Annotated in this window: 22 protein-coding genes and 1 pseudogene; 17 read left to right on the forward strand and 6 right to left on the reverse strand. The window is 69.3% G+C overall.

Annotated features, from left to right (window positions below; all coding sequences use genetic code 11):
• The first annotated feature begins 11 nt into the window (after positions 1-11).
• From ACJ512_RS19110 to ACJ512_RS19125, 4 genes are all read left to right on the forward strand, one after another.
• On the forward strand, positions 12-344 hold the full coding sequence (locus tag ACJ512_RS19110; RefSeq protein ID WP_407688851.1) for an MmpS family transport accessory protein: 333 nt from the start codon (positions 12-14) through the stop codon (positions 342-344).
• A 61-nt stretch (positions 345-405) separates the two neighbouring features.
• Positions 406-1,701, forward strand: coding sequence for a cytochrome P450 (locus ACJ512_RS19115; protein ID WP_407688852.1), 1,296 nt, complete (start codon positions 406-408; stop codon positions 1,699-1,701).
• Between the two features lie 29 nt (positions 1,702-1,730).
• On the forward strand, positions 1,731-2,585 hold the full coding sequence (locus tag ACJ512_RS19120; RefSeq protein ID WP_407688853.1) for a TauD/TfdA dioxygenase family protein: 855 nt from the start codon (positions 1,731-1,733) through the stop codon (positions 2,583-2,585).
• 35 nt (positions 2,586-2,620) lie between these two features.
• Complete coding sequence (locus ACJ512_RS19125; RefSeq protein WP_461479800.1) at positions 2,621-3,163, forward strand: ester cyclase; 543 nt, start codon at positions 2,621-2,623, stop codon at positions 3,161-3,163.
• Between the two features lie 304 nt (positions 3,164-3,467).
• Here ACJ512_RS19125 and ACJ512_RS19130 read toward each other — a convergent pair whose 3' ends face one another.
• Positions 3,468-4,550 (reverse strand): IS110 family RNA-guided transposase, encoded by a 1,083-nt coding sequence (locus ACJ512_RS19130; RefSeq protein ID WP_461479801.1) that lies wholly within the window; start codon positions 4,548-4,550, stop codon positions 3,468-3,470.
• A gap of 65 nt (positions 4,551-4,615) precedes the next feature.
• Here ACJ512_RS19130 and ACJ512_RS19135 point away from each other — a divergent pair, with 65 nt between their 5' ends.
• Positions 4,616-5,056: a hypothetical protein gene (locus tag ACJ512_RS19135; RefSeq protein ID WP_461479802.1), complete on the forward strand. Its 441-nt coding sequence runs from the start codon at positions 4,616-4,618 to the stop codon at positions 5,054-5,056.
• 4 nt (positions 5,057-5,060) lie between these two features.
• Here the strand turns inward: ACJ512_RS19135 and ACJ512_RS19140 are convergent, their stop codons facing one another.
• Entirely contained in the window at positions 5,061-5,780 is a 720-nt protein-coding gene (locus ACJ512_RS19140) for a haloacid dehalogenase type II (RefSeq protein ID WP_407689476.1), read from the reverse strand.
• Here ACJ512_RS19140 and ACJ512_RS19145 point away from each other — a divergent pair.
• Positions 5,772-6,137, forward strand: coding sequence for a YidH family protein (locus ACJ512_RS19145; protein ID WP_407689470.1), 366 nt, complete (start codon positions 5,772-5,774; stop codon positions 6,135-6,137). The genes ACJ512_RS19140 and ACJ512_RS19145 overlap by 9 nt on opposite strands.
• Positions 6,134-6,460, forward strand: coding sequence for a DUF202 domain-containing protein (locus ACJ512_RS19150; RefSeq protein WP_407689471.1), 327 nt, complete (start codon positions 6,134-6,136; stop codon positions 6,458-6,460). Before ACJ512_RS19145 ends, ACJ512_RS19150 begins: the two co-directional genes overlap by 4 nt.
• Here the strand turns inward: ACJ512_RS19150 and ACJ512_RS19155 are convergent.
• Entirely contained in the window at positions 6,423-7,226 is an 804-nt protein-coding gene (locus tag ACJ512_RS19155; RefSeq protein WP_407689472.1) for a potassium channel family protein, read from the reverse strand. The genes ACJ512_RS19150 and ACJ512_RS19155 overlap by 38 nt on opposite strands.
• Before the next feature lie 350 nt (positions 7,227-7,576).
• On the opposite strand from ACJ512_RS19155, the gene ACJ512_RS19160 reads away from it, so the two are divergent.
• Together ACJ512_RS19160 and ACJ512_RS19165 are read left to right on the forward strand one after the other, a co-directional pair.
• Positions 7,577-8,614: an aliphatic amidase gene (locus ACJ512_RS19160; protein ID WP_407689473.1), complete on the forward strand. Its 1,038-nt coding sequence runs from the start codon at positions 7,577-7,579 to the stop codon at positions 8,612-8,614.
• A 153-nt stretch (positions 8,615-8,767) separates the two neighbouring features.
• Entirely contained in the window at positions 8,768-9,664 is an 897-nt protein-coding gene (locus ACJ512_RS19165; protein ID WP_407689474.1) for an alpha/beta fold hydrolase, read from the forward strand.
• 24 nt (positions 9,665-9,688) lie between these two features.
• On the opposite strand, the gene ACJ512_RS19170 is transcribed toward ACJ512_RS19165, so the two are convergent.
• Together ACJ512_RS19170 and ACJ512_RS19175 are read right to left on the reverse strand one after the other, a co-directional pair.
• The gene (locus ACJ512_RS19170) at positions 9,689-10,387 is read right to left on the reverse strand and encodes an Rv3717 family N-acetylmuramoyl-L-alanine amidase (RefSeq protein ID WP_407689477.1); all 699 of its coding nucleotides are present in this window, start codon (positions 10,385-10,387) and stop codon (positions 9,689-9,691) included.
• A gap of 88 nt (positions 10,388-10,475) precedes the next feature.
• A complete protein-coding gene (locus tag ACJ512_RS19175; RefSeq protein WP_407689475.1) occupies positions 10,476-10,802 on the reverse strand; it encodes a hypothetical protein in 327 nt (108 codons plus the stop codon).
• Between the two features lie 340 nt (positions 10,803-11,142).
• On the opposite strand from ACJ512_RS19175, the pseudogene ACJ512_RS19180 reads away from it, so the two are divergent.
• The 3 genes and pseudogenes from ACJ512_RS19180 to ACJ512_RS19190 all read left to right on the forward strand — a co-directional run.
• Positions 11,143-11,705, forward strand: a pseudogene (locus ACJ512_RS19180) (zinc-binding dehydrogenase); the annotation flags it as partial.
• Between the two features lie 147 nt (positions 11,706-11,852).
• Positions 11,853-12,104, forward strand: a complete 252-nt coding sequence (locus ACJ512_RS19185; protein ID WP_407689478.1) for a hypothetical protein — start codon at positions 11,853-11,855, stop codon at positions 12,102-12,104.
• 225 nt (positions 12,105-12,329) lie between these two features.
• Positions 12,330-13,085, forward strand: coding sequence for a cutinase family protein (locus ACJ512_RS19190; RefSeq protein ID WP_461479803.1), 756 nt, complete (start codon positions 12,330-12,332; stop codon positions 13,083-13,085).
• Positions 13,086-13,147: 62 nt separating this feature from the next.
• On the opposite strand, the gene ACJ512_RS19195 is transcribed toward ACJ512_RS19190, so the two are convergent.
• Complete coding sequence (locus ACJ512_RS19195; protein ID WP_407688131.1) at positions 13,148-13,741, reverse strand: TetR/AcrR family transcriptional regulator; 594 nt, start codon at positions 13,739-13,741, stop codon at positions 13,148-13,150.
• 120 nt (positions 13,742-13,861) lie between these two features.
• Between ACJ512_RS19195 and ACJ512_RS19200 the strand changes: the two genes are divergently transcribed.
• The 5 genes from ACJ512_RS19200 to ACJ512_RS19220 all read left to right on the forward strand — a co-directional run bounded on the left by ACJ512_RS19200 (position 13,862) and on the right by ACJ512_RS19220 (position 18,324).
• On the forward strand, positions 13,862-14,281 hold the full coding sequence (locus tag ACJ512_RS19200) for a hypothetical protein (RefSeq protein ID WP_407688155.1): 420 nt from the start codon (positions 13,862-13,864) through the stop codon (positions 14,279-14,281).
• Between the two features lie 234 nt (positions 14,282-14,515).
• Entirely contained in the window at positions 14,516-14,743 is a 228-nt protein-coding gene (locus tag ACJ512_RS19205; RefSeq protein ID WP_407688132.1) for a hypothetical protein, read from the forward strand.
• Positions 14,740-15,636, forward strand: a complete 897-nt coding sequence (locus ACJ512_RS19210; protein WP_407688133.1) for an NAD(P)-dependent oxidoreductase — start codon at positions 14,740-14,742, stop codon at positions 15,634-15,636. Before ACJ512_RS19205 ends, ACJ512_RS19210 begins: the two co-directional genes overlap by 4 nt.
• Before the next feature lie 235 nt (positions 15,637-15,871).
• Complete coding sequence (locus ACJ512_RS19215; protein WP_407688134.1) at positions 15,872-16,858, forward strand: 4,5-dihydroxyphthalate decarboxylase; 987 nt, start codon at positions 15,872-15,874, stop codon at positions 16,856-16,858.
• A 182-nt stretch (positions 16,859-17,040) separates the two neighbouring features.
• Entirely contained in the window at positions 17,041-18,324 is a 1,284-nt protein-coding gene (locus ACJ512_RS19220) for a hypothetical protein (protein WP_407688135.1), read from the forward strand.

Raw genomic sequence — 18,324 nt, forward strand, 5'->3', positions numbered from 1 at the left:
GATGGGAAACCATGACGAGTCGTCTCAGCGGTTTCGCGGTCCTGTTCGCCGTCGGTGTGGGTGCGGCGGTCCCGGGCGTGGCGCACGCCGCCGGCTTCCCGCAGGTCCGCTACGAGGTGAGCGGACCCGGGGTCGCCCACTACATCTCGTACCAGACCGACACCGGCCAGCAGCATGCGGTCGACGCCGCGCTGCCCTGGTCGACTGAGTTCCAGGGGTTCGGCGGCGAGGTGTTCGTGCTGAGCGCGCAGGGACCCGGACCGATGCGCTGCCGCATTCTGCTCGACGGCAACGTGGTGAGCGACGCGCAGTCGGCGGGCGGCAGGACCGTCTGCACGCACTAGTCGCCCCGAGCGCCAACGGATTAGGCTCTCTCCCACCACTTCAACGGCGAAGGAGATGCAGGTGAGCCTCAAGACGGGCATCGCGACGCGAGCGAACGGGGCGCCGCCGCCCGAGATCCCATTGGTCGACGTCCATCTCGAGTCGCTGGAGTTCTGGGGTCGCGACGACGACTTCCGCGACGGCGGCTTCGCCACGCTGCGCCGCGAGGCCCCGATCTCGTTCTGGCCCGCGATCGAGTACGAGGGGTTCGAGGGCGGCGCCGGCTACTGGGCCCTGACCCGACACGACGACGTGCACTTCGCCAGCCGCCACCCGGAGATCTTCAGCTCGGCGGGCGGCATCACGATCGGCGACCAGTTGCCCGAAATCTCCGAATACTTCGGGTCGATGATCGTGCTCGACGACCCGCGGCATCAGCGGCTGCGTTCGATCGTCAGCCGGGCCTTCACCCCGAAAGTGGTGGCGCGCATCGAGGCGTCGGTGCGCGAGCGGGCCCGTCGGCTGGTCGCCGGGCTGATCGCCGATCATCCGGACGGGCAGGCCGAGCTGGTCACCGAACTCGCCGGCCCACTGCCGTTGCAGGTCATCTGCGACATGATGGGCATCCCCGAACAAGACCACCAGCGGATATTCCACTGGACCAACGTGATCCTCGGGTTCGGCGACCCCGACCTGTCCACCGACTTCGACGAGTTCCTGCAGGTCTCGATGGACATCGGCGCCTACGCCAGCGCGCTGGCCGAGGACCGGCGCGCCAACCCCCACGACGACCTGACCACCAGCCTGGTGGAGGCCGAGGTCGACGGCGAACGGCTGACCTCAGCGGAGATCGCGTCGTTCTTCATCCTGCTGGTGGTGGCCGGCAACGAGACGACCCGCAACGCGATCAGCCACGGCGTGCTTGCCCTGTCCCGCTACCCCGCCGAGCGGGACAAGTGGTGGGCCGACTTCGACCGCCTGACGCCCACCGCCGTCGAGGAGATCGTGCGCTGGGCCTCGCCGGTGGTCTACATGCGGCGCACCCTGACCCGTGACTTCAAGCTCGGCGGCACCAAGCTGAAAGAAGGCGACAAGGCCGCGCTGTGGTACACCTCGGCCAACCGCGACGAGTCCACGTTCGCCAACCCGTGGGTTTTCGATGTGGCGCGCACGCCCAATCCGCATCTCGGGTTCGGCGGCGGGGGTGCGCACTTCTGCCTCGGGGCCAACCTGGCCCGCCGCGAGATCAGGGTGGTCTTCGACGAGCTGCGCCGCGAGGTACCCGACATCGTGGCGGTGGACGAACCCGCGCGGCTGCTGTCGCAGTTCATCCATGGCATCAAGAGCCTGCCCGTGGCCTGGACTCCCCCGAGGTGACGACCCGCCCCGGCTAGTCTCGAAAGATCATGCCCGCGACGACACCGCTGACCGTGACCAAGCTGAGCAGCCACCTCGGCCTGTGCATCGAGGGCGTGCGCCTCGGCGGTGACCTCGGGGCCGAGACGGCCGAGCAGATCTACGGCGCCCTGCTGGAGCACAAGGTGATCTTCTTCCGCGGCCAGGACCACCTCGACGACGCCGGTCAGGTCGCGTTCGCGCGGCTGCTGGGCGATCCCCTGCCCTTCATGCTGGTCGGCCACCCGTCAACGGGGTATTACCCGCTGCGGAACGCGCCGCTCGTGCATCAGGTCGACTCCCGGTACGGCTACGACAACCGCTGGCACAGCGACATCACGTTCGCCACGAACTACCCGGGGGTGGAGATGCTGCGCGCGGTGACCATGCCCGACTACGGGGGGTCGACGCTGTGGGCGTCCACCGCGGCCGCGTACGAGGCGCTGCCCGAACCGCTGCGGCGGCTCGCGGACGATCTGTGGGTGGTGCACACCAACCGGACCGACAAGCCGGAATACCACACCGAGCACCCGTTGGTGCGGGTGCACCCCGACACCGGCGAGCGCACCCTGGTGGCCGGGAGCTTCGCGCGTGGCATCGTCGGGCTCGACACGCACGAGTCGACCGTGCTGCTGGAGTTGATGCAGCGGCGAATCATCTTGCCCGAGAACACCATTCGATGGTACTGGCGGCCCGGCGACATCGCCATCTGGGACAACCGGGCGACCCAGCACCGCGCGGTAGCCGACTACGACGACCAATACCGGCTGCTGCACCGGGTCTCGTTGATGGGTGCGGCGCCCGTCGACGTGCACGGCCAATCCAGCCGCGCGATCGTCGGCGCCCCGCTCGAGCCCTCACCCTAGTTTGCGTCTGCTCGCCGGCACCTTACGCTCGCCGCGTGAGCATTCCCGCATTCCCCGCTCCCGACGTGCTGGCCGCGCGCCAGAGACTCGTGCTCGACCACTTCCGCGACGAGGTCCGTCACGCCTGGGACGACGTGCTGGCGACGTTCCCGCATCCGCGCTACGAGCTCATCCCGCAGCTGGTCGTCCACGACGGCGACGCGGCGGTGCGCGGCTACTACGCCGAGACCCGCACCGCGTTCCCCGATCAGGACCACGAGATCATCGCGTTGCGGCACAGCGCCGACGCGGTGATCGTCGAGTTCTGGTTGATGGGCAGCCATCGCGGCTACCTGGGCAAGGTGCCGCCCACCGGTGGCCGGTTCCGGGTGCGCATGACCGCCTATTTCGTTTTCGACGAATCCGAAACGCTTGTCTGCGAACGTATCTACTTCGACACGCTGACCATGGTCAAGCAGCTGCTCGGCGGGCTGGACATGAAGAGGCCGACGAACTGGCTGCTGGCCGCGCGCTGCGTGCGCGGCCTGTTGTCGATGTCGTCGGGGCAGCCGGACCCGGCGCTGACCGATACGCCCTGATATGGAATCGGTTTTGTCAAGACCGCAGGGGGAAGCGGCGTCCTCGACCGTCGCCGGGGACGCCGCTTCCGTTGACCGAACGGGGACTCTGTGGTGGCGAGCGTGTCGTTTGTCGACGCGTCGTCAAGTCTGATATGCGCGGGTTGGTTACCGCAGGACGGACTGTTCTGCTGGAGTGGATCGCGGGTCTAGAGATCGAGCGTAATCAGACTGCACTGCAACATGATTGCTCATAGGGCGTTCGCGGGTCACTCCCAGGCGCTGCCGCCACCACCGGGTTGTTCGGACAGTTATGGGCCGGTGCTCAGGTGTCGAGCACAGCCAGCGACCAGCACCAGCCGGCCAGTTCCCGGGCGATGGCGGTGTTGGCGACCACGGGGCGCTTCTTGCGGGCATCGAAGGACGCCCAGCGGTGGTGCAGGCGCCGGTTGGCTTGCTGGCCCCGCGCCCGTGCTGTCGGGCTGGCGGCATCCCAGCGCCGCCGCAGATCTACCCCGGGCCGATACGGTTGACGGTGGTGCCAGGCCGCTTCGATCAACAGTCGGCGGGCATGGCCGTTGCCGGTCTTGGTGATCGATCCCTGCGAGCGTGAATTCCCCGACGTGTACTCGCATGGCACCAGCCCGAGGTAGGCCCCGATTGAGCGCCCGGTCAACCGGCCCCAGTCACCGATCTCGACCGCCAGCCCGAACGCGGTCAACGTCGAGACCCCACGCAAGCAGCCCAACCGCGTGACCACCGGCGTGTAGGCACTGCCGGCGGCCAGTTCGGCGATCGCGGCATCGAGTCGGTCGCGGCGATCAACGGTGGCCAGCATCGTATCCAGGGCGGTGTCGTAAGCCAGCTGCAATGGGGTGGCTTCGAAGCGTTGCGCCCGTAGCCATGCCTCGTGCTTACCGGTCCAAGTCCGCCCGCCGGAGTAGATGATCCCTTGGCGCAGCAGCAGTTTCGATACCCGGTGCCGGGAACTCATCAGATCGCCGCGGCAGTCCTCACGGGCGCGCACCAGATCGCGGGCTGCTTCCTGATCCGCGCTGGGAATCGTGACCGCCACGATTTGTCCCAGATGCAGCAACCGGGCCAGATGCGCGGCATCACGGGCGTCGGTCTTGACCCGATCCCCTGATGGGCGCTGCAGCTTCGACGGCGCAGCCACCAGACACATGACCCCCGCGGCCAGCAGAAACCGGGCCAACCCGAACCCGGTTGGCCCCGCCTCATACGTCACCGCCACCCTGCCCGGCAGCGACCGCAACCAGTCCAGGACATCCCGATAGTCCGGGGTCAATCGCCGTTCGAACACCTCCCCGGTGTCCCCGTCCAAGGCGCACGCGACCACTGATCGTGCGTGCACATCCAACCCAACACTCGTACGATGGCGTTTCACTGGGGCCTCCTACATCTGTGGCTCTACCGGCCAGGACCTGATTCCTGTCGGCAACCCACGATCACATGCAGCGAGGCCCCAGCCTGCCCATACCGTCTAGACTGCACGGCGTGCGAGCCGTGCACGCGTTATGGGGACTCACTGCGGGAACCTTGTTGGCGGCCTGCGCCACCAACGCCCTCGCGGCCCCGCCACCGCACGGCTCGCAAACCGAGAAGTGGATCGACCTGAAGGTCGGGCAATGCCTGGCCGACCTGCCGCCGGCCGACCTGAGCCGGGTGACGGTCACCGTCGTCGACTGCGGCGCAGCGCATCTGGCCGAGGTGTATCTGCGGGCCCCGATGGCCGTCGACAGCGCCGTCGCCGCCGTCGCCAACCGGGACTGCAAGGCCGGGCTCGCCCCGTACACCGGGCGATCCGCCGGCGCCGACCCCACCCCCAGCACCGTCATCTGCCTGCTGCAGGGGCCCGACGGCCGACCGCTGACCGGATCGGCGCACCGCTGAAACGTCAGCAGCCGAGTTGCCCGGCGAGGTCGAGAAAGTCCGACGCGTTGACGTCGAACTCGTCCGAGTAGGCCACGTCGGGCGAGCCGTCGGAGCCGAATTCCAGCGGGCGCGCGATGAACGCGGTGCGAAAACCGAGACCGCCCGCGGCGCGCAGGTCGTACTTGTGGCTCGCCACCATCATGATCTCGGCGGGTTCCAGCCTCAGATAGGTCGCCGCCATGCGGTAAATCGCCGGATCGGGCTTGAACACCCCGGCCATCTCTGCGGCGAAGACCGCGTCCCAGGGCAGCCCGGCCCGCTTGGAGATGTCGACCAGCGCGGCGACGTCGGCGTTCGACAGCGTCGCCAACGTGAACGCCTCCTTCAGGCGCGTCAGCCCGGGCACCACGTCCGGCCACGGCCGCAGGCGCTCCCAGGCCAGCGTGAGCTCGTCGCGCTGGGCAACCGAGAGGACACCCTGGTCCAATACGTGATCGAGGGCGCGGCGGTACACCGAGCGCACCGGCACCCATTGGCCGCGCCGACCGGCCGCGGCGCCGGTGGCCGCCAAGTAGCCCGCCCGCCAGCGGCGCACCACGTCGGGCCAGTCGACGGCCGCATCGGGGCCGATGCGCCGCGCCTCCTCGCAAACCGTCGAGAAGAAATCCGTCGCCGTTCCCTGCACGTCGAACAGCAACGCCCGCACCACGGGCGCCAATCTACAATGCGCCTCGTGGCCGATGACGCCGACGGCGGCGGCGAGCAGGAACCCGACTACCGGTTCACCTTCGCCAACGAACGGACATTCCTGGCCTGGCAGCGGACCGCGCTGGGGTTGCTCGCCGCCGCCGTCGCACTGGTGCAACTGGTTCCCGAACTGACCGTCCCCGGCGCACGCCGCGGGCTGGGCGTGGGCCTGGCGGCGCTGGCCATCGTCACCAGCGGGATGGGGCTGCTGCGCTGGCACCAGGCGGACCGGGCCATGCGCCGCGGCGACCCCCTGCCCCGTCATCCCTCGCCGCTCTACCTCGCGGTGGGCCTCAGCCTGGTCGGGTTCATCGCGCTCGGGCTGGTCATCGCCAAGGCGGTACTGGCTTGAGCGACGCCTCGGCCCCGTCCGACCGCGGGCTTCAGGCGGAGCGCACGGCGCTGTCCTGGTCGCGCACCTCGTTCGCGTTCCTGGTCAACGGCGCGCTGCTGATGATCAGGAATCTGCACGGCTCGGTCGGGCCGGCCGGGGTGATCCCGGCCGTGCTGGCCGGGGCGGTGGCGTTGCTCACCTACTACATCTCGGTTCGGCGCCAGCGCGTACTGCAGCAACCCGTCGGGGCCGCGATCACCGCCCGGCGGCCGGTGTACGTCATCGGGGCGGCCTCGCTGCTGCTCATCGTCGTGACGACCATCGGCCAGCTGCTCCAGTAGCCGCCAACGAGCGCCGCGACTCCGGATCGACGTGCGCGGCGACCCGCCGTAGCTGTTCGGCCAGCCCGCGAACTTCATGCCGGAGTTCGGCGATCTCGGCCGACGACGTCGCCCGGTTCGCGGTGTCGGTCTCCGACACGCGTTCGACGATCCACGAGGCCAGCGACGCCGTGACCACGCCCACCAGGGTGATGCCGCCGATCATCAGCATCACGGCAACGAGCCGGCCGGGGACGGTGACGGGGTACAAGTCGCCGTAGCCGACGGTGGTCACGGTGGTGACGGCCCACCACAGTGCCTTCCCGAACGACGTGATCCGGGCGCCGACGTGGTCGCGTTCGAAGTCGAGGACGGCCAGCGAGGACACGTAGATCAGCAGGCACACCCCCGAGACGGTGTAGATGAGGATGCGGCCGCGCACCGCCATCCCGACGGCCTTCTGCAACGCCCCGGCCAGCACGACCAACCGCAGGAGCAGCAGCGGTCCCATGAGCGGAAGCGCGACCACCAGCAGGTCGAACAGATGATGGACGAACCAGTGCCGCTTGTCGGACGCCAAGTTGAGGCGGACCAGGTAGTCGCCGACGAACAGAAACCAGGACACCCAGCTCGACACCCACAGCAGGTGCGTGGCCGCGTGCCCGAGATGGCCCAGCACGTGCACCGAGTACAGGGCGATGAAGGCGATGGCGACGGCGGCCAGCGGCAATTCGGTGACGCGTTGCCAGCTTTCTTCTCGTGTCTGTTCGACGGTTTGTTCACCCACGCGCCCGGCCTCCCGAATTCATGAATCGCTGGGGGATTCGATTGGCCGACAACCACTCGCCCCGCCCGCCGGCATGGGCGCGTCGCGGCCACGCCATGACTCGTTACCCAGTGTTCCCGAAATTCGCGGCGCTATTCCGGTTCGCTCGGGCGGGCTCACGTCGAACCCGCCTCGCGCCGGCGACGGAGTTGGGGATTCCGTTCCCGCAAGCCAGGTCCCGGCCAAATCACTATCTTATGCAACTATTGCCATTGGTGGTAAATTAGCGCTTCTGCCCCACGCCATCAGGAGTCGCCGTAGGCGGCCGGTGCTGGGCTCCGGGAACACACGCGGGGAAGGACCGATCCAGCATGAGGCACGGGGACATCTCGTCGAGTCCGGACACCGTCGGTGTCGCGGTGGTCAATTACAAGATGCCGCGACTGCACACCGTCGACGAGGTTCTCGCCAACGCGCAACGCATCGCCGACATGGTGGTGGGCATCAAGCGGGGCCTGCCGGGCATGGATCTGATCGCCTTCCCGGAGTACTCGACGCAGGGCATCATGTACGACGAGGCGGAGATGTACGCGACCGCCACCACCGTCCCAGGTCCGGTCACGCAGATCTTCGCCGAGGCGTGCCGGACCGCCAAGACGTGGGGCGTCTTCTCGCTGACCGGCGAGCAGCACGAGGAACATCCCCACAAACCGCCGTACAACACGCTCATCCTGATGAACGACCGCGGCGAGATCGTGCAGAAGTACCGCAAGATCATTCCGTGGACCCCGATCGAGCCGTGGTATCCGGGCTCCGACACCTATGCCGTCGAGGGCCCGAAGGGGATCCTGGTGTCACTGATCGTCTGCGACGACGGCAATTATCCCGAGATCTGGCGGGACTGCGCAATGAAGGGCGCCGAGCTCATCGTCCGCTCGCAGGGCTACATGTATCCCGCCGCCGAGCAGACGGTGCTGATGTCCAAGGCGATGGCCTGGGCCAACAACGTCTACGTCGCCGTGGCGAATGCGGCCGGATTCGACGGCGTCTACAGCTATTTCGGGCATTCGGCGATCATCGGGTTCGACGGCCGCACCCTGGGCGAGACCGGGACCGAGGAGTACGGCATCCAGTATGCGCAGCTGTCCGTCTCGGCGATCCGCGATGCGCGCCGCACCGGGCAGTCGCAGAACCACCTCTTCAAGCTGCTGCATCGCGGCTACACCGGGGTGCTCGCGGCCGGCGACGGCGACAAGGGCGTGGCCGACTGCCCGTTCGACTTCTACAAGCTCTGGGTGAACGACCCGAAGAAGGCCCAGGAGAACGTGGAGTCGATGACCCGCGACACCGTCGGCGTCGCGGACTGCCCGGTCGGGGAGCTACCCACCGAGCGGGACGAGAAAGCCTGACGGGGCCGACGCGCAGGCCGGCTCGACCCACCCGAGCCGGTGGCCGTTTCCGGCACCGCACGTTCGATGGTGTGATGCACTATCTCTGGTGTGCGCCGCCGCGCCGGTGTGAGCTTGATCTGCCCGATCGTCGAGTCGAGTCAGGAGAATCTGTTGACCGGTGCACGGTCGGTGCGGGTTCCCGCCGGGATCGACGCGCATGACATCGATGTCCGGGGTGTCCGCACGCGGGTCTTCGAGGTCGACCCGGGCAACGGCGCCACCCCGCTGGTCCTGCTGCACGGCGGCGGCCTGGACTCGGCGCTGGTGTCCTACGGTTCGGCGCTGGTTTCCCTGGGCCGGCGCCGGCGGGTCGTCGCCCCGGACCTGCCCGGCTACGGCGACAGCGAATTCCCTTCGGATGCAGACTTTTCCATCCCGTGGTACGGCGACTGGGTCGTCGAACTGATCCGTGCCCTCGGCTTCGACCGGGTCGATCTCGGGGGGTTGTCGCTCGGAGGCTGGATCACCCTGGCCGTCGCCATCGACCACCCCGAGGTGGTGCGCCGGATCGTCGCGATCAACCCCGGCGGCATCACCGAGAAGTTCAGGTTCATGCGCACGGTCGAGTGGATCGTGCGTCACCCCGCGCTGCAGAGGCGAATGAACCGTCTGTCCGTAAGCCTGGGCTCCGGGTTGATCCGCCTGCAGTTGCGCGCCGGACTCGGCATGACGAACCCGTCCGCGCTGGCCGACGACCTGATCGACGCGCTCGTCGTCAGCGGCAAGCGCCCGCGCGCCGGCGAGGCGTTCACGGCCACCCAGCGATGGGCGTTGGCCGGACCCGCCAATTTGTCGCTCGTGGCGAAGCTACCGCAAATCAAAGCCAAGACGTTGATACTGGCGGGGCGCGGCGACAAGCTGGTACCGGTGGCGGATTCGGTTGCGGCGGCGCAGGCGGTCCCCGACGGGCAGCTGCGCGTCCTCGAACCCTGTGGCCACTGGCTCGTGCGCGACCGGCCGGCCGAGTTCGTCGACGCGGTGAATCAATTCCTGGATGCCGCGGGGTGATTCGGCGCCGGCACCGGTCGCGGCTCAGGAGTTCAGGAAGGCGACGATCCCCGCCGTGACGGCGGCGGCGTAGCGGGCCCGGCCGTCGGGGCTTTGCATCCGCGCGGCATCGTCCGCGTTTTTCATGTTGCCCAGTTCGACCAGCACCGCCGGGTAGTCGGCGAAGTTGAGACCGGCCAGGTCGCCGCGGCCGTAGAGGCCGTCGGAGCCGATGTAGGTGGCCGGGTGAAAACCGGCCTGCGCCAACGCGTCACGCATCGTGTGGGCCAACCGTACGGCGGGGCCGGCCTGCACCTCGTTCAACGGCGGGCTGGAGTAGTTGACGTGGAACCCCGAGCCCGACGGAGGCCCGCCGTCGGCGTGGATGCTCACGATCGCGTCGGGGCGCGCCGCGTTGGCCTGGGCCGCGCGCTGGTCGATGCAGGGCCCGACGCCGTCGTCGCCCGCGCGGGACAGCTGGGTGCGGATTCCCTGCTGGTTGAGCGACTGACTGACCAGCGTGACGACGGCCCAGTTGAACGCGTGCTCGGGGTAGCCGTCGGCGGTCGCGGTGCCCGAGGTGTTGCACGGTTTGGCGCCGCCGCGTCCGTTGGGCACCTGCCGCGCCAGCGACGCGTCGCTGACGGCGTTGTGGCCCGCGTCGAGCACGACGAACCCGGGGCCGGCGGCGGCCGCGCGCGAGGCGACGGCCAACGCGGCCACACCGACGGCGACCGGCGCCATTCCCGCGCATCGGAGCAGGTCGCGCCGCGAAACCGGCCGGCCGCAAGCAGCGCCATCACCCACCGCGCGATGGTAGCAACCGGGTTCGTCACGGCGGCCTCCGCAGCTGCCGCCTCGCCGGGAACAGGTCGTGCATGAGCGCGGCACCCGCGGGGCCGTAGATGCCGCGGTCGTCGCCGCGCAGCACCCAGTTGTGCTGCTGATCGGCGCGGGCGGCCAGCTCCTGGCGACCTCGAGCCCGGGCAGCCGCGCGCTCGCCGTACCAGCGCACGACGGCGCGCACGAGAAAGAACAGTCCCACCAGGAGGATCGTCGCGAGGATCCACCAGATGAGCTTGATGATGACCGCGATCAGCAGCAGCACGGCCACGAAGCCGCCGAACCCGCCGCCCGAGCCCGACCTGGATGCACTCATGGCGTGAACGTACGCCGACCCACCGACACGGCGGTCCGGACCGGTTTGGGCCCGACGTGGGCGGGTACCGCAACGCCGCGACGGAAGGAGCCCGGGTGAGCTATCTCGACACGGCAAAGAGCCAAGTGGCGGACCTGGCGGGCAGGGTCGCCGAGATGCTGCCCCACCGGGCCACCGCGCAGACCGACACCATCGCGTGCCCCGTCGAGCCGATCGCGCGGTTCTGGCGCGACCCCGCGCAGCTGTCGGTGGTGCTCGGCGACATCGCGGCGGTCGACGCGACGGGGCAGGACCGCTACCTCTGGCGCCTGCTGAAGGGACCCGGCGTGGTCTGGGACCCACCAATCCCAACGCCGGGCTCCAGCAGCCGCTGCTCGGCTACCCGTCCGGGGGGATCTACGGCTACGCTCACCCGTTCGGGGGGTACGCCGGTTCGCACGCGCAGTACGTCCGGGTGCCGTTCGCCGACGCCAATTGCTTTGCGATCAAACACGACATCACCGACGAGCAGGCGCTGTTCCTGTCCGACGCGGTGCCCACCGGGTTCATGGGCGCGGACTTCTGCGACATCGTCGGTGGCGACACGGTCGCGGTGTGGGGTGCGGGCGGCGTCGGCCTGATGGCCGCCCGCAGCGCCTTGCTGCTGGGGGCCGAGCGGGCCATCGTCATCGACCGGATCTCGGAAGACTGGCTCTGGCCCGCAACGAGTTCGGGCTGGAGACGGTCGACTACACCGCCGTGGAAAGCGTGCACGAGACGATCCGGGAGATGACCGGTGGCCGCGGCCCGGACGCCTGCATCGACGCGGTCGGCATGGAGGGCCACGGAACCGGGGTGCAGCAGCTCTACGACAGGGTCAAGCAGCTGCTGCGCCTGGAAACCGACCGCGCCAGCGCGTTGCGCCCAGGCCCGCCGAGCCGAATACGCCACTGCGGCGCGGCGTCGCGTCACAGACGCCCGGGCGCGGCCGACCGTGACCGCGTTGCGCCCCGATTCCGATCCGGCGGGCACCCCGGGGGACGAGCCGGGTCCCGGGCGAGGAGGAATGTCATGACGGTCCGCCCCGACGATGTCCGGCGGCTGCTCGCCGGCGACCGGGACGACTGCGTGCCGGTGGTCGTCGAGGGCCGCGTCGAGGTCGCTACGCCGGCCGACCTCGACTCACCGGAGTACCGCGGGGCCCTGCAGGTCGCGACCCGGCAGGAACTCGTCCAGCGCGCCGGGGGCGCCGAGCTGTCCGACCGCGAACTGGTGCACCAGGCCGCCGAACTGGACTCGGCGCTGCGCAATCTGGGTGGCTGACAAAGCCCCAACCTCGGACGGCAAGAGAGCCGTTGTCCGGCAGGCGTTTCCGGGGAACGACCCGGCGCCCCGGGCCTACGCATCTATCTGACGCGCGTCGAACGCGACGTCGACTGGAAGTCCAATTTGCGCATGCCGGTTGCAGATTCACCGATCCTGTGCGGAAAATAATTGAATCGGGTAATTCGTAGGTTTGAGATCCGCTCGCACGGGGAGTATTGCCGCATGATCACACGCCACATCGCTCGTTTTCTCGGTCCGGCTGTCGTCGCCGCCTCCGGACTCAGCGCCTCCGTCCTCACCTCGTCCGCCGTTCCGCTCGCCGCCGCCCAGGGCTGCCCGGACGTCCAAGTGGTCGCCGCCCGCGGCACCGGGGAAGACCCCGGCCCCGGCCCGACCGTGCAGGCCTTCATCGACAACCTGCGCCCCCGCGTGGCCGGCAAGTCCTTCGACGTCTACTCGGTCAACTACCCCGCCAGCGACCAATGGGACACCGGGGTCGAGGGCGTCAAAGACGCTGGGGCACACGTGCTCTCCATGGCCCACCAATGCCCCAACACCAAGATGGTGCTCAGCGGCTACTCCCAGGGTGCGGCCATCATGGGCTTCGTCACCTCCCCCGCGGTGCCCGACGGCATCGACCCCGCCACCGTGCCCAAACCCCTGAGCCCCGAGGTCGCCAACCACGTCTCCTCGGTCGTGCTGTTCGGCACACCCAACGAGCGCGCCATGAGCTTTCTGGGCGAACCCAACCTCACCATCGGCCCGCTGTATCAGGCCAAGACCATCAAGGTCTGCGTCCAAGACGACCCGGTGTGCTCCGACGGGCTCAACTTCGCCGCCCACAACACCTACATCGACGACGTCAGCATGATCGACAAGGGCGCCGCCTTCGCCGCCAGCCGCATCAACGGCAGCCCCGGCCCCCAGGCACCGGTCTCGGTGGCCGGCGCCACCACCGGCGGCGGCTTCGGCAACTGAAGTAACCGCAGCAACTGAGAAACCATCGGCCGCGCCGGTCGCCGTCCTCGGCGACCGGCGCCTTACTGCGGGTGACCCGGGCCCCCTTGGGTCGGCTCGGCCAGCATCAGGTCGAGCAGGTGTTCACGTTGGGCGGCCCGCTGGGCCTCCTCGGCCGAGCCGGCCAGGTGCAGCAGTCCGACGCCGGCCGCGAACGTCAACTCGGCGCGCAGCTTGGCGTCGGCGGGGCCGAAGCCATGGTCGGTGTAGGCCTTGGTGACCGCGCGAAGCACCCGCCTGTCGGCCGCGCGGACGTTGGCGGCGGCGGCCGGGTCGGTGCGCGCCCATTCGCGCATCGCCCGTTCGAGCATCCAGTGCTGGGCGTTGGTCAGGGCGATCATCATGGCGGACAACCGCTCCCGTGGTGGTAACTCGTCGAGCCGGGCCAGCGAGCGCCGGTCCTCTTCCAGGAACGTGTTCCACGATTCGACCAGCGCGGCCCGGTAGCTGTCGATGTCCGCGAAGTGCCAGTAGAAGCTGCCGCGCGTGACACCGGCCTGCTGGCACAGGCGCTCGACTTTCAGCGCGCGACTCCCCTGCTCGGCGAGCAGCGTGTAGCCGGCCTTGAGCCAGTCCTCGACCGACAGCCGGGTCGACGGGGGCTTGCGGGCGGTCACGTCGTGCCACGATACGGGTTTGTCGCGCCGCGGCGGGCCCGGTCCGCGCGCCGATGACGTCGCACGCGCGCAAGGGTGACGATCGATTGGCCGCCTTGGCATGATGAGTTCGTGGCAGTGCTGCAGGGTTCGACGCTCACTCTCGACGACGGTTCGACGGCGGGCGCGATCGCCGTTCGGGACAGCCTCGCGGTGGCGGGGTCGGTCGCCACCGCGGGCAGCGTCGCGGTGGCCGGGTCGGTCGCCACCGCGGGCAGCGTCGCGGTGGCCGGGTCGGTCGCCACCGCGGGCAGCGTCGCGGTGGCCGGGTCCGTCGCCACCGCGGGCAGCGTCGGGGTGATCGGCAGTGTGTTGACGGTGTTGAGCGTTCTCGTGCGCGGATGCGTGGCGTGTGTGGCGTGCATCGCCTGCACCCGCTGCGTCGCCTGCGTGGGGTGCCTGCGCTGCGTCGACTGTGTCGGATGCGTCGGCTGCGTGAACTGCTCGGGACTTCGCAATGTCAGGGGCGCCCGCAACGTCAGCGTTCAGTCCGCCCCGTGAGGGTCGTGGACGACGACGGACAGGACGCGGGTTGCGGTGGGTGGTGAGGCGGCGTTGCCGGGTCGAACGCCAGCGAATCGGCCCGGTCGTCGTGCACCGGCGTGAGGCGCTCCCGGCGAACGCCGTGCACAGCTGAATGGTGCTGCGCGAGTTCGTCTCCACCTGTGCGCGGCCGCACGCAACTGGCGTATTAGGCACCGGCAGCGATCGGATTTGACAGCAAAACTACACAGAGTGTTCAGTATTGTGAACGCCACACTTACGCCCGGGGGGACGATGGCCGACGTCCGATTGCTGACCTTCGCCGACGTTGGCGACCGAACCTGCACCCGCCATCAGGCGAATCGGCATGGGGAGCACGCCGAGGTGCCGCATTTCTTCGCCGGCGTGGGCGCCATCGACGAGGTCGGCCTCGAGGTACCCCCGCAGCGGGGAACCGTTGTCACCCAAGGAGCGTCATGACCGGGGATCATCACATCGGCTGGCTCGGAACGGGCCGGCTGGGCAGCGCGATGGCGACCCGCCTGCTGGCCCACGGGACCGTGCTGACCGTGTGGAACCGCACGGCCTCGAAGGCCGGCCCGCTGATCGGGATGGGGGCCACCCGCGCCGCCAACGTCGGCGATCTGGGCCGTTGCGACATCGTGTTCACCACGGTCACGTCCTCTTCGGACCTGCTTGCGGTGACCGCGGGCCCCGGCGGCCTGTTCCGCGCGCAGCCGGCACCGCGCATCGTCGTGGACTGTTCGACCGTGTCCGCCGAGGCGGCCGCCGAGGTCCGCGCCGAGGCCGCCAAGCGCGGTGTCGCGTTCCTGTCGGCACCGGTGAGCGGCAACGCCGACATGGTCGCCCAGGGGCGCGGTTCGATCATCGTGTCCGGCGCGGCGAAGACATTCGAAACCGTCCAGCCGTACCTGCGTGCCATCGCACCCAATGTGACCTATTGCGGCACAGGCGAAGCCGCGCTGCTGACCAAGCTGTGCCACAACCTGCTGCTGGGGATGGTGAGCGAGGCACTGGCCGAGGTGACCACCCTGGCCGAGAAGGGCGGCGTGACGCCGTCGGCCTTCCTGGACTTCATCGACGACTCCGTGCTGGGCTCGACGTTCATCCGGCACAAGGGCCAGGCGATCCGCGCCCGCAACTACGAGCCCACGTTCACCACCGAAAGCCTGCGCAAGGACTTCGACCTGGGCTTTGCCGCGGCCCGACAACTCGAGGTGCCGATGCCGGTGGCGGCCACCACGCACCAACTCATCCAGACCGCGATCGGTTACGGACACGGCAAGTCCGACTTCGCCGTCCTCTACGAGGTGGCGGCGCGCGCAGCCGCGTTGCCGAGAACCAAACGCTGACAATCGCATCGGGGTGAAGGCCCCGCTGTCGGGCCATGCGGGCCGTTCGCTCGTGTCGTCGACAGCGATGGCCGGGGCTGTGCGACGATCGGTCGATGCGGCATCGCTGGTCGGGTGGCATCGCGCACGGTGCAGTCGCTCATCGTGGAACCCGGGCGCCCACGACACACCGGCGCCGGAGTGCGGGGCTTTCCGCGCGGCCGGGTCGCGCACCGACACTGAAGGGGCGGACGTGATGAGTCCCGTGAAGATCGGCTGCTTCCGGTACGAGACGACGGCGGCGCTGTTCGACGGCAGCGTGACCGTCGAGGGCGTGGACGTGGCGATGGAGACCGCCGAGACCATTCCCGAGATCTTCGAACGCATGATGCGCGGCCGCGAGTTCGACGTGGCCGAACTGGGGCTCACATTCTATTTGCGCACCTTCGGCGCGGATTCGCCGTTCATCGCGATCCCGGTGTTTCCCAACCGCGTGTTCCGGCACTCGTGCGTCTTCGTCAACACCGCGAGCGGGATCCGCGAGCCGGGCGATCTCGTCGGCAGGACCATCGGCGAGATGGGCGTGTACGGCCAGGACTCGGGGGTGTGGGCCAAAGGAATCCTGATGGACGAGTACGGCTTTCGCCCCGAACGCAACCGCTGGCTCATCGGCGGGCTCGACTCCCCCGCGGAGCCGTTCGACTTCGTCCCGCAGACCCACGCCCCCGGCGTCGACGTCGCCGCCGCACCCGCGGCGCTGGGCCCGATGCTCGAGGCGGGCGAGATCGACGCGCTGTTCAGCGCCAACGTGCCGCAGTGCGTGCTGGACGGGTCGCCGGCGGTGCGGCGGCTGTTTGCCGACTTCGAGCCGGTCGAGCGCGACTACCACCGGCGCACCGGCATCTTCCCGATGATGCACACCGTCGTCGTCCGGCGGGATTCGCCCGCGGCCGAACCCGCGGCGGCGCGGGCGATCTACCGCGCGTTCGTGGCGGCCAAAGAGGCCGCCGCCGAGCGCTACCGGGCCGGCCGGCGGGTCTATCAGGTGCAGAACATGACGCCGTGGATGAACGCGCTGGTCGAGCGCAACGCGCAGCAGTTCGGCCCCGACTGGTGGCCCTACGGGATCGCGGCGAACCGCATGGCGCTGGGCACGAACCTGCGCTACCAGTTCGAGCAGGGCCTGGTGGACCGGCGCTGGCGACCCGACCAGATCTTCCTGCCGGAGTTGCTGGACACCTGAGTCGCGCCGGGTTGCCGAGCCCGCGGTGGGCCGTCGGCCCGTTCTGGTGAATTCCTACCGAACAGGCGACGAACTGGAAGCTTCGCCTAGTGCGTGGGTGTAATGTCCGCATTTGCCAGCCGACAAATTCGTGTTAACTCTTGGCCTGCTTGCCTGCATGCCGACGGATCGTTAGGGGCGCCGTGAGCACATCCGAGGCCTCCGAGGTGTTGGCAGTGACCGACGCCGACGAGATCGTGGTGTCGTTCCACGACGAGGCCCTGTTGCTGGGGGGCGATCCCGCCGCCGTCGAGTCGTATCTGACGCGGCTGCGGGCGAGCGCCGGGCACGCCATGCGCGTCGCCGGGATCGACGGCGCGTCGCTGGCGAATGCCGCGAGCGGGCTGGCCGGGCTGGCCTCGCTGTTGGCCGACACCGGCAAGTACGTGCAACTGCACCGCGACAGCCTCGACGCGTTGAGGAGCGGCGAGCTGATTCCCGGCGCCGACGGCTTCTTCCGGCTGACCGCACTCGCCGCCGACGGCCAGTTGCCGGCGCCGCTGCAGTGGCGGCCGGCGGGGGTCGGGCCCGAGGCGATGATGTCGGCGCAGCTGATCGCGATGCAGATGGCGCTGAAGTCCGCGGTCGCCGAGGTCGAGGACGCGGTCCGCCGCGTGGAGGACAAGGTCGAGGCGGTGCTCGAGGTTGCCCGGGCGCAGCGCGCCGGCGACGTCCTGGGCAACAACCTGACGGTGACGCGGATGGTCGACTCGCTGGAGAAGTACGGGTCGCTGCCCGACGCGTACTGGGATTCGGTGGCCGCGCTGGGGCCGGCGCTCAACGTCGCCGTCGAGCAGCTGCGTAACCACGTCACCCGCATCCTGGCGTCGTTCGACCACACGACAGCCGTCCAGCACCGCGCCGCGAAGCTGCGAAACGCCATCGACGACAACCGTGTTGGCGACGCCCTGAGTCTGCTGGTGATCGCCGAGGAGTCGCTGCACAAGTGGCAGCGCCTGAGCCTGGCCCGCATCGAGTCGACCCAACCCGAGCAGCTGCTGCGCGCCATCGACGAGGCCCGCGAGCTGGTCGAACACCATCTCGGCGAGGACCTGCGCATCTACCGGGACGCCAAGGACGTGCTGGACCGGTTCGGAAAGCTGAAGGCCATCGACGGCTTCCGGTTCTCGTCGGTGCGCGAGCTCGCCGGGCAGCGGTGCGCGCTGCGCGAGGAGCTCGACGGTTTCGCGAAGGCCCGCCATCAGCAGGTGGAGACGTGGGAGGACTTCCACATTCCCAGCGTGCTCGATGCCGCGCTGGCGGCCTTCGAATCCGCCGCGACCACGACGGGCCAGGTGCTCGCGGCCGTGGGCCGCGGGGTCGTCTGGTTGGGCGCGCAGCTGGCGGAGCCGTTACGGGGCAAGGGCGACAACGCGGAACCCAAAGAACCTGTCCGAGTGAACGTCACGGTCGCCGAACCGGTCTGA

Origin of the sequence: Mycobacterium cajalii, assembly GCF_045809005.2 — a bacterium.
Classification (GTDB): Bacteria; Actinomycetota; Actinomycetes; order Mycobacteriales; family Mycobacteriaceae; genus Mycobacterium.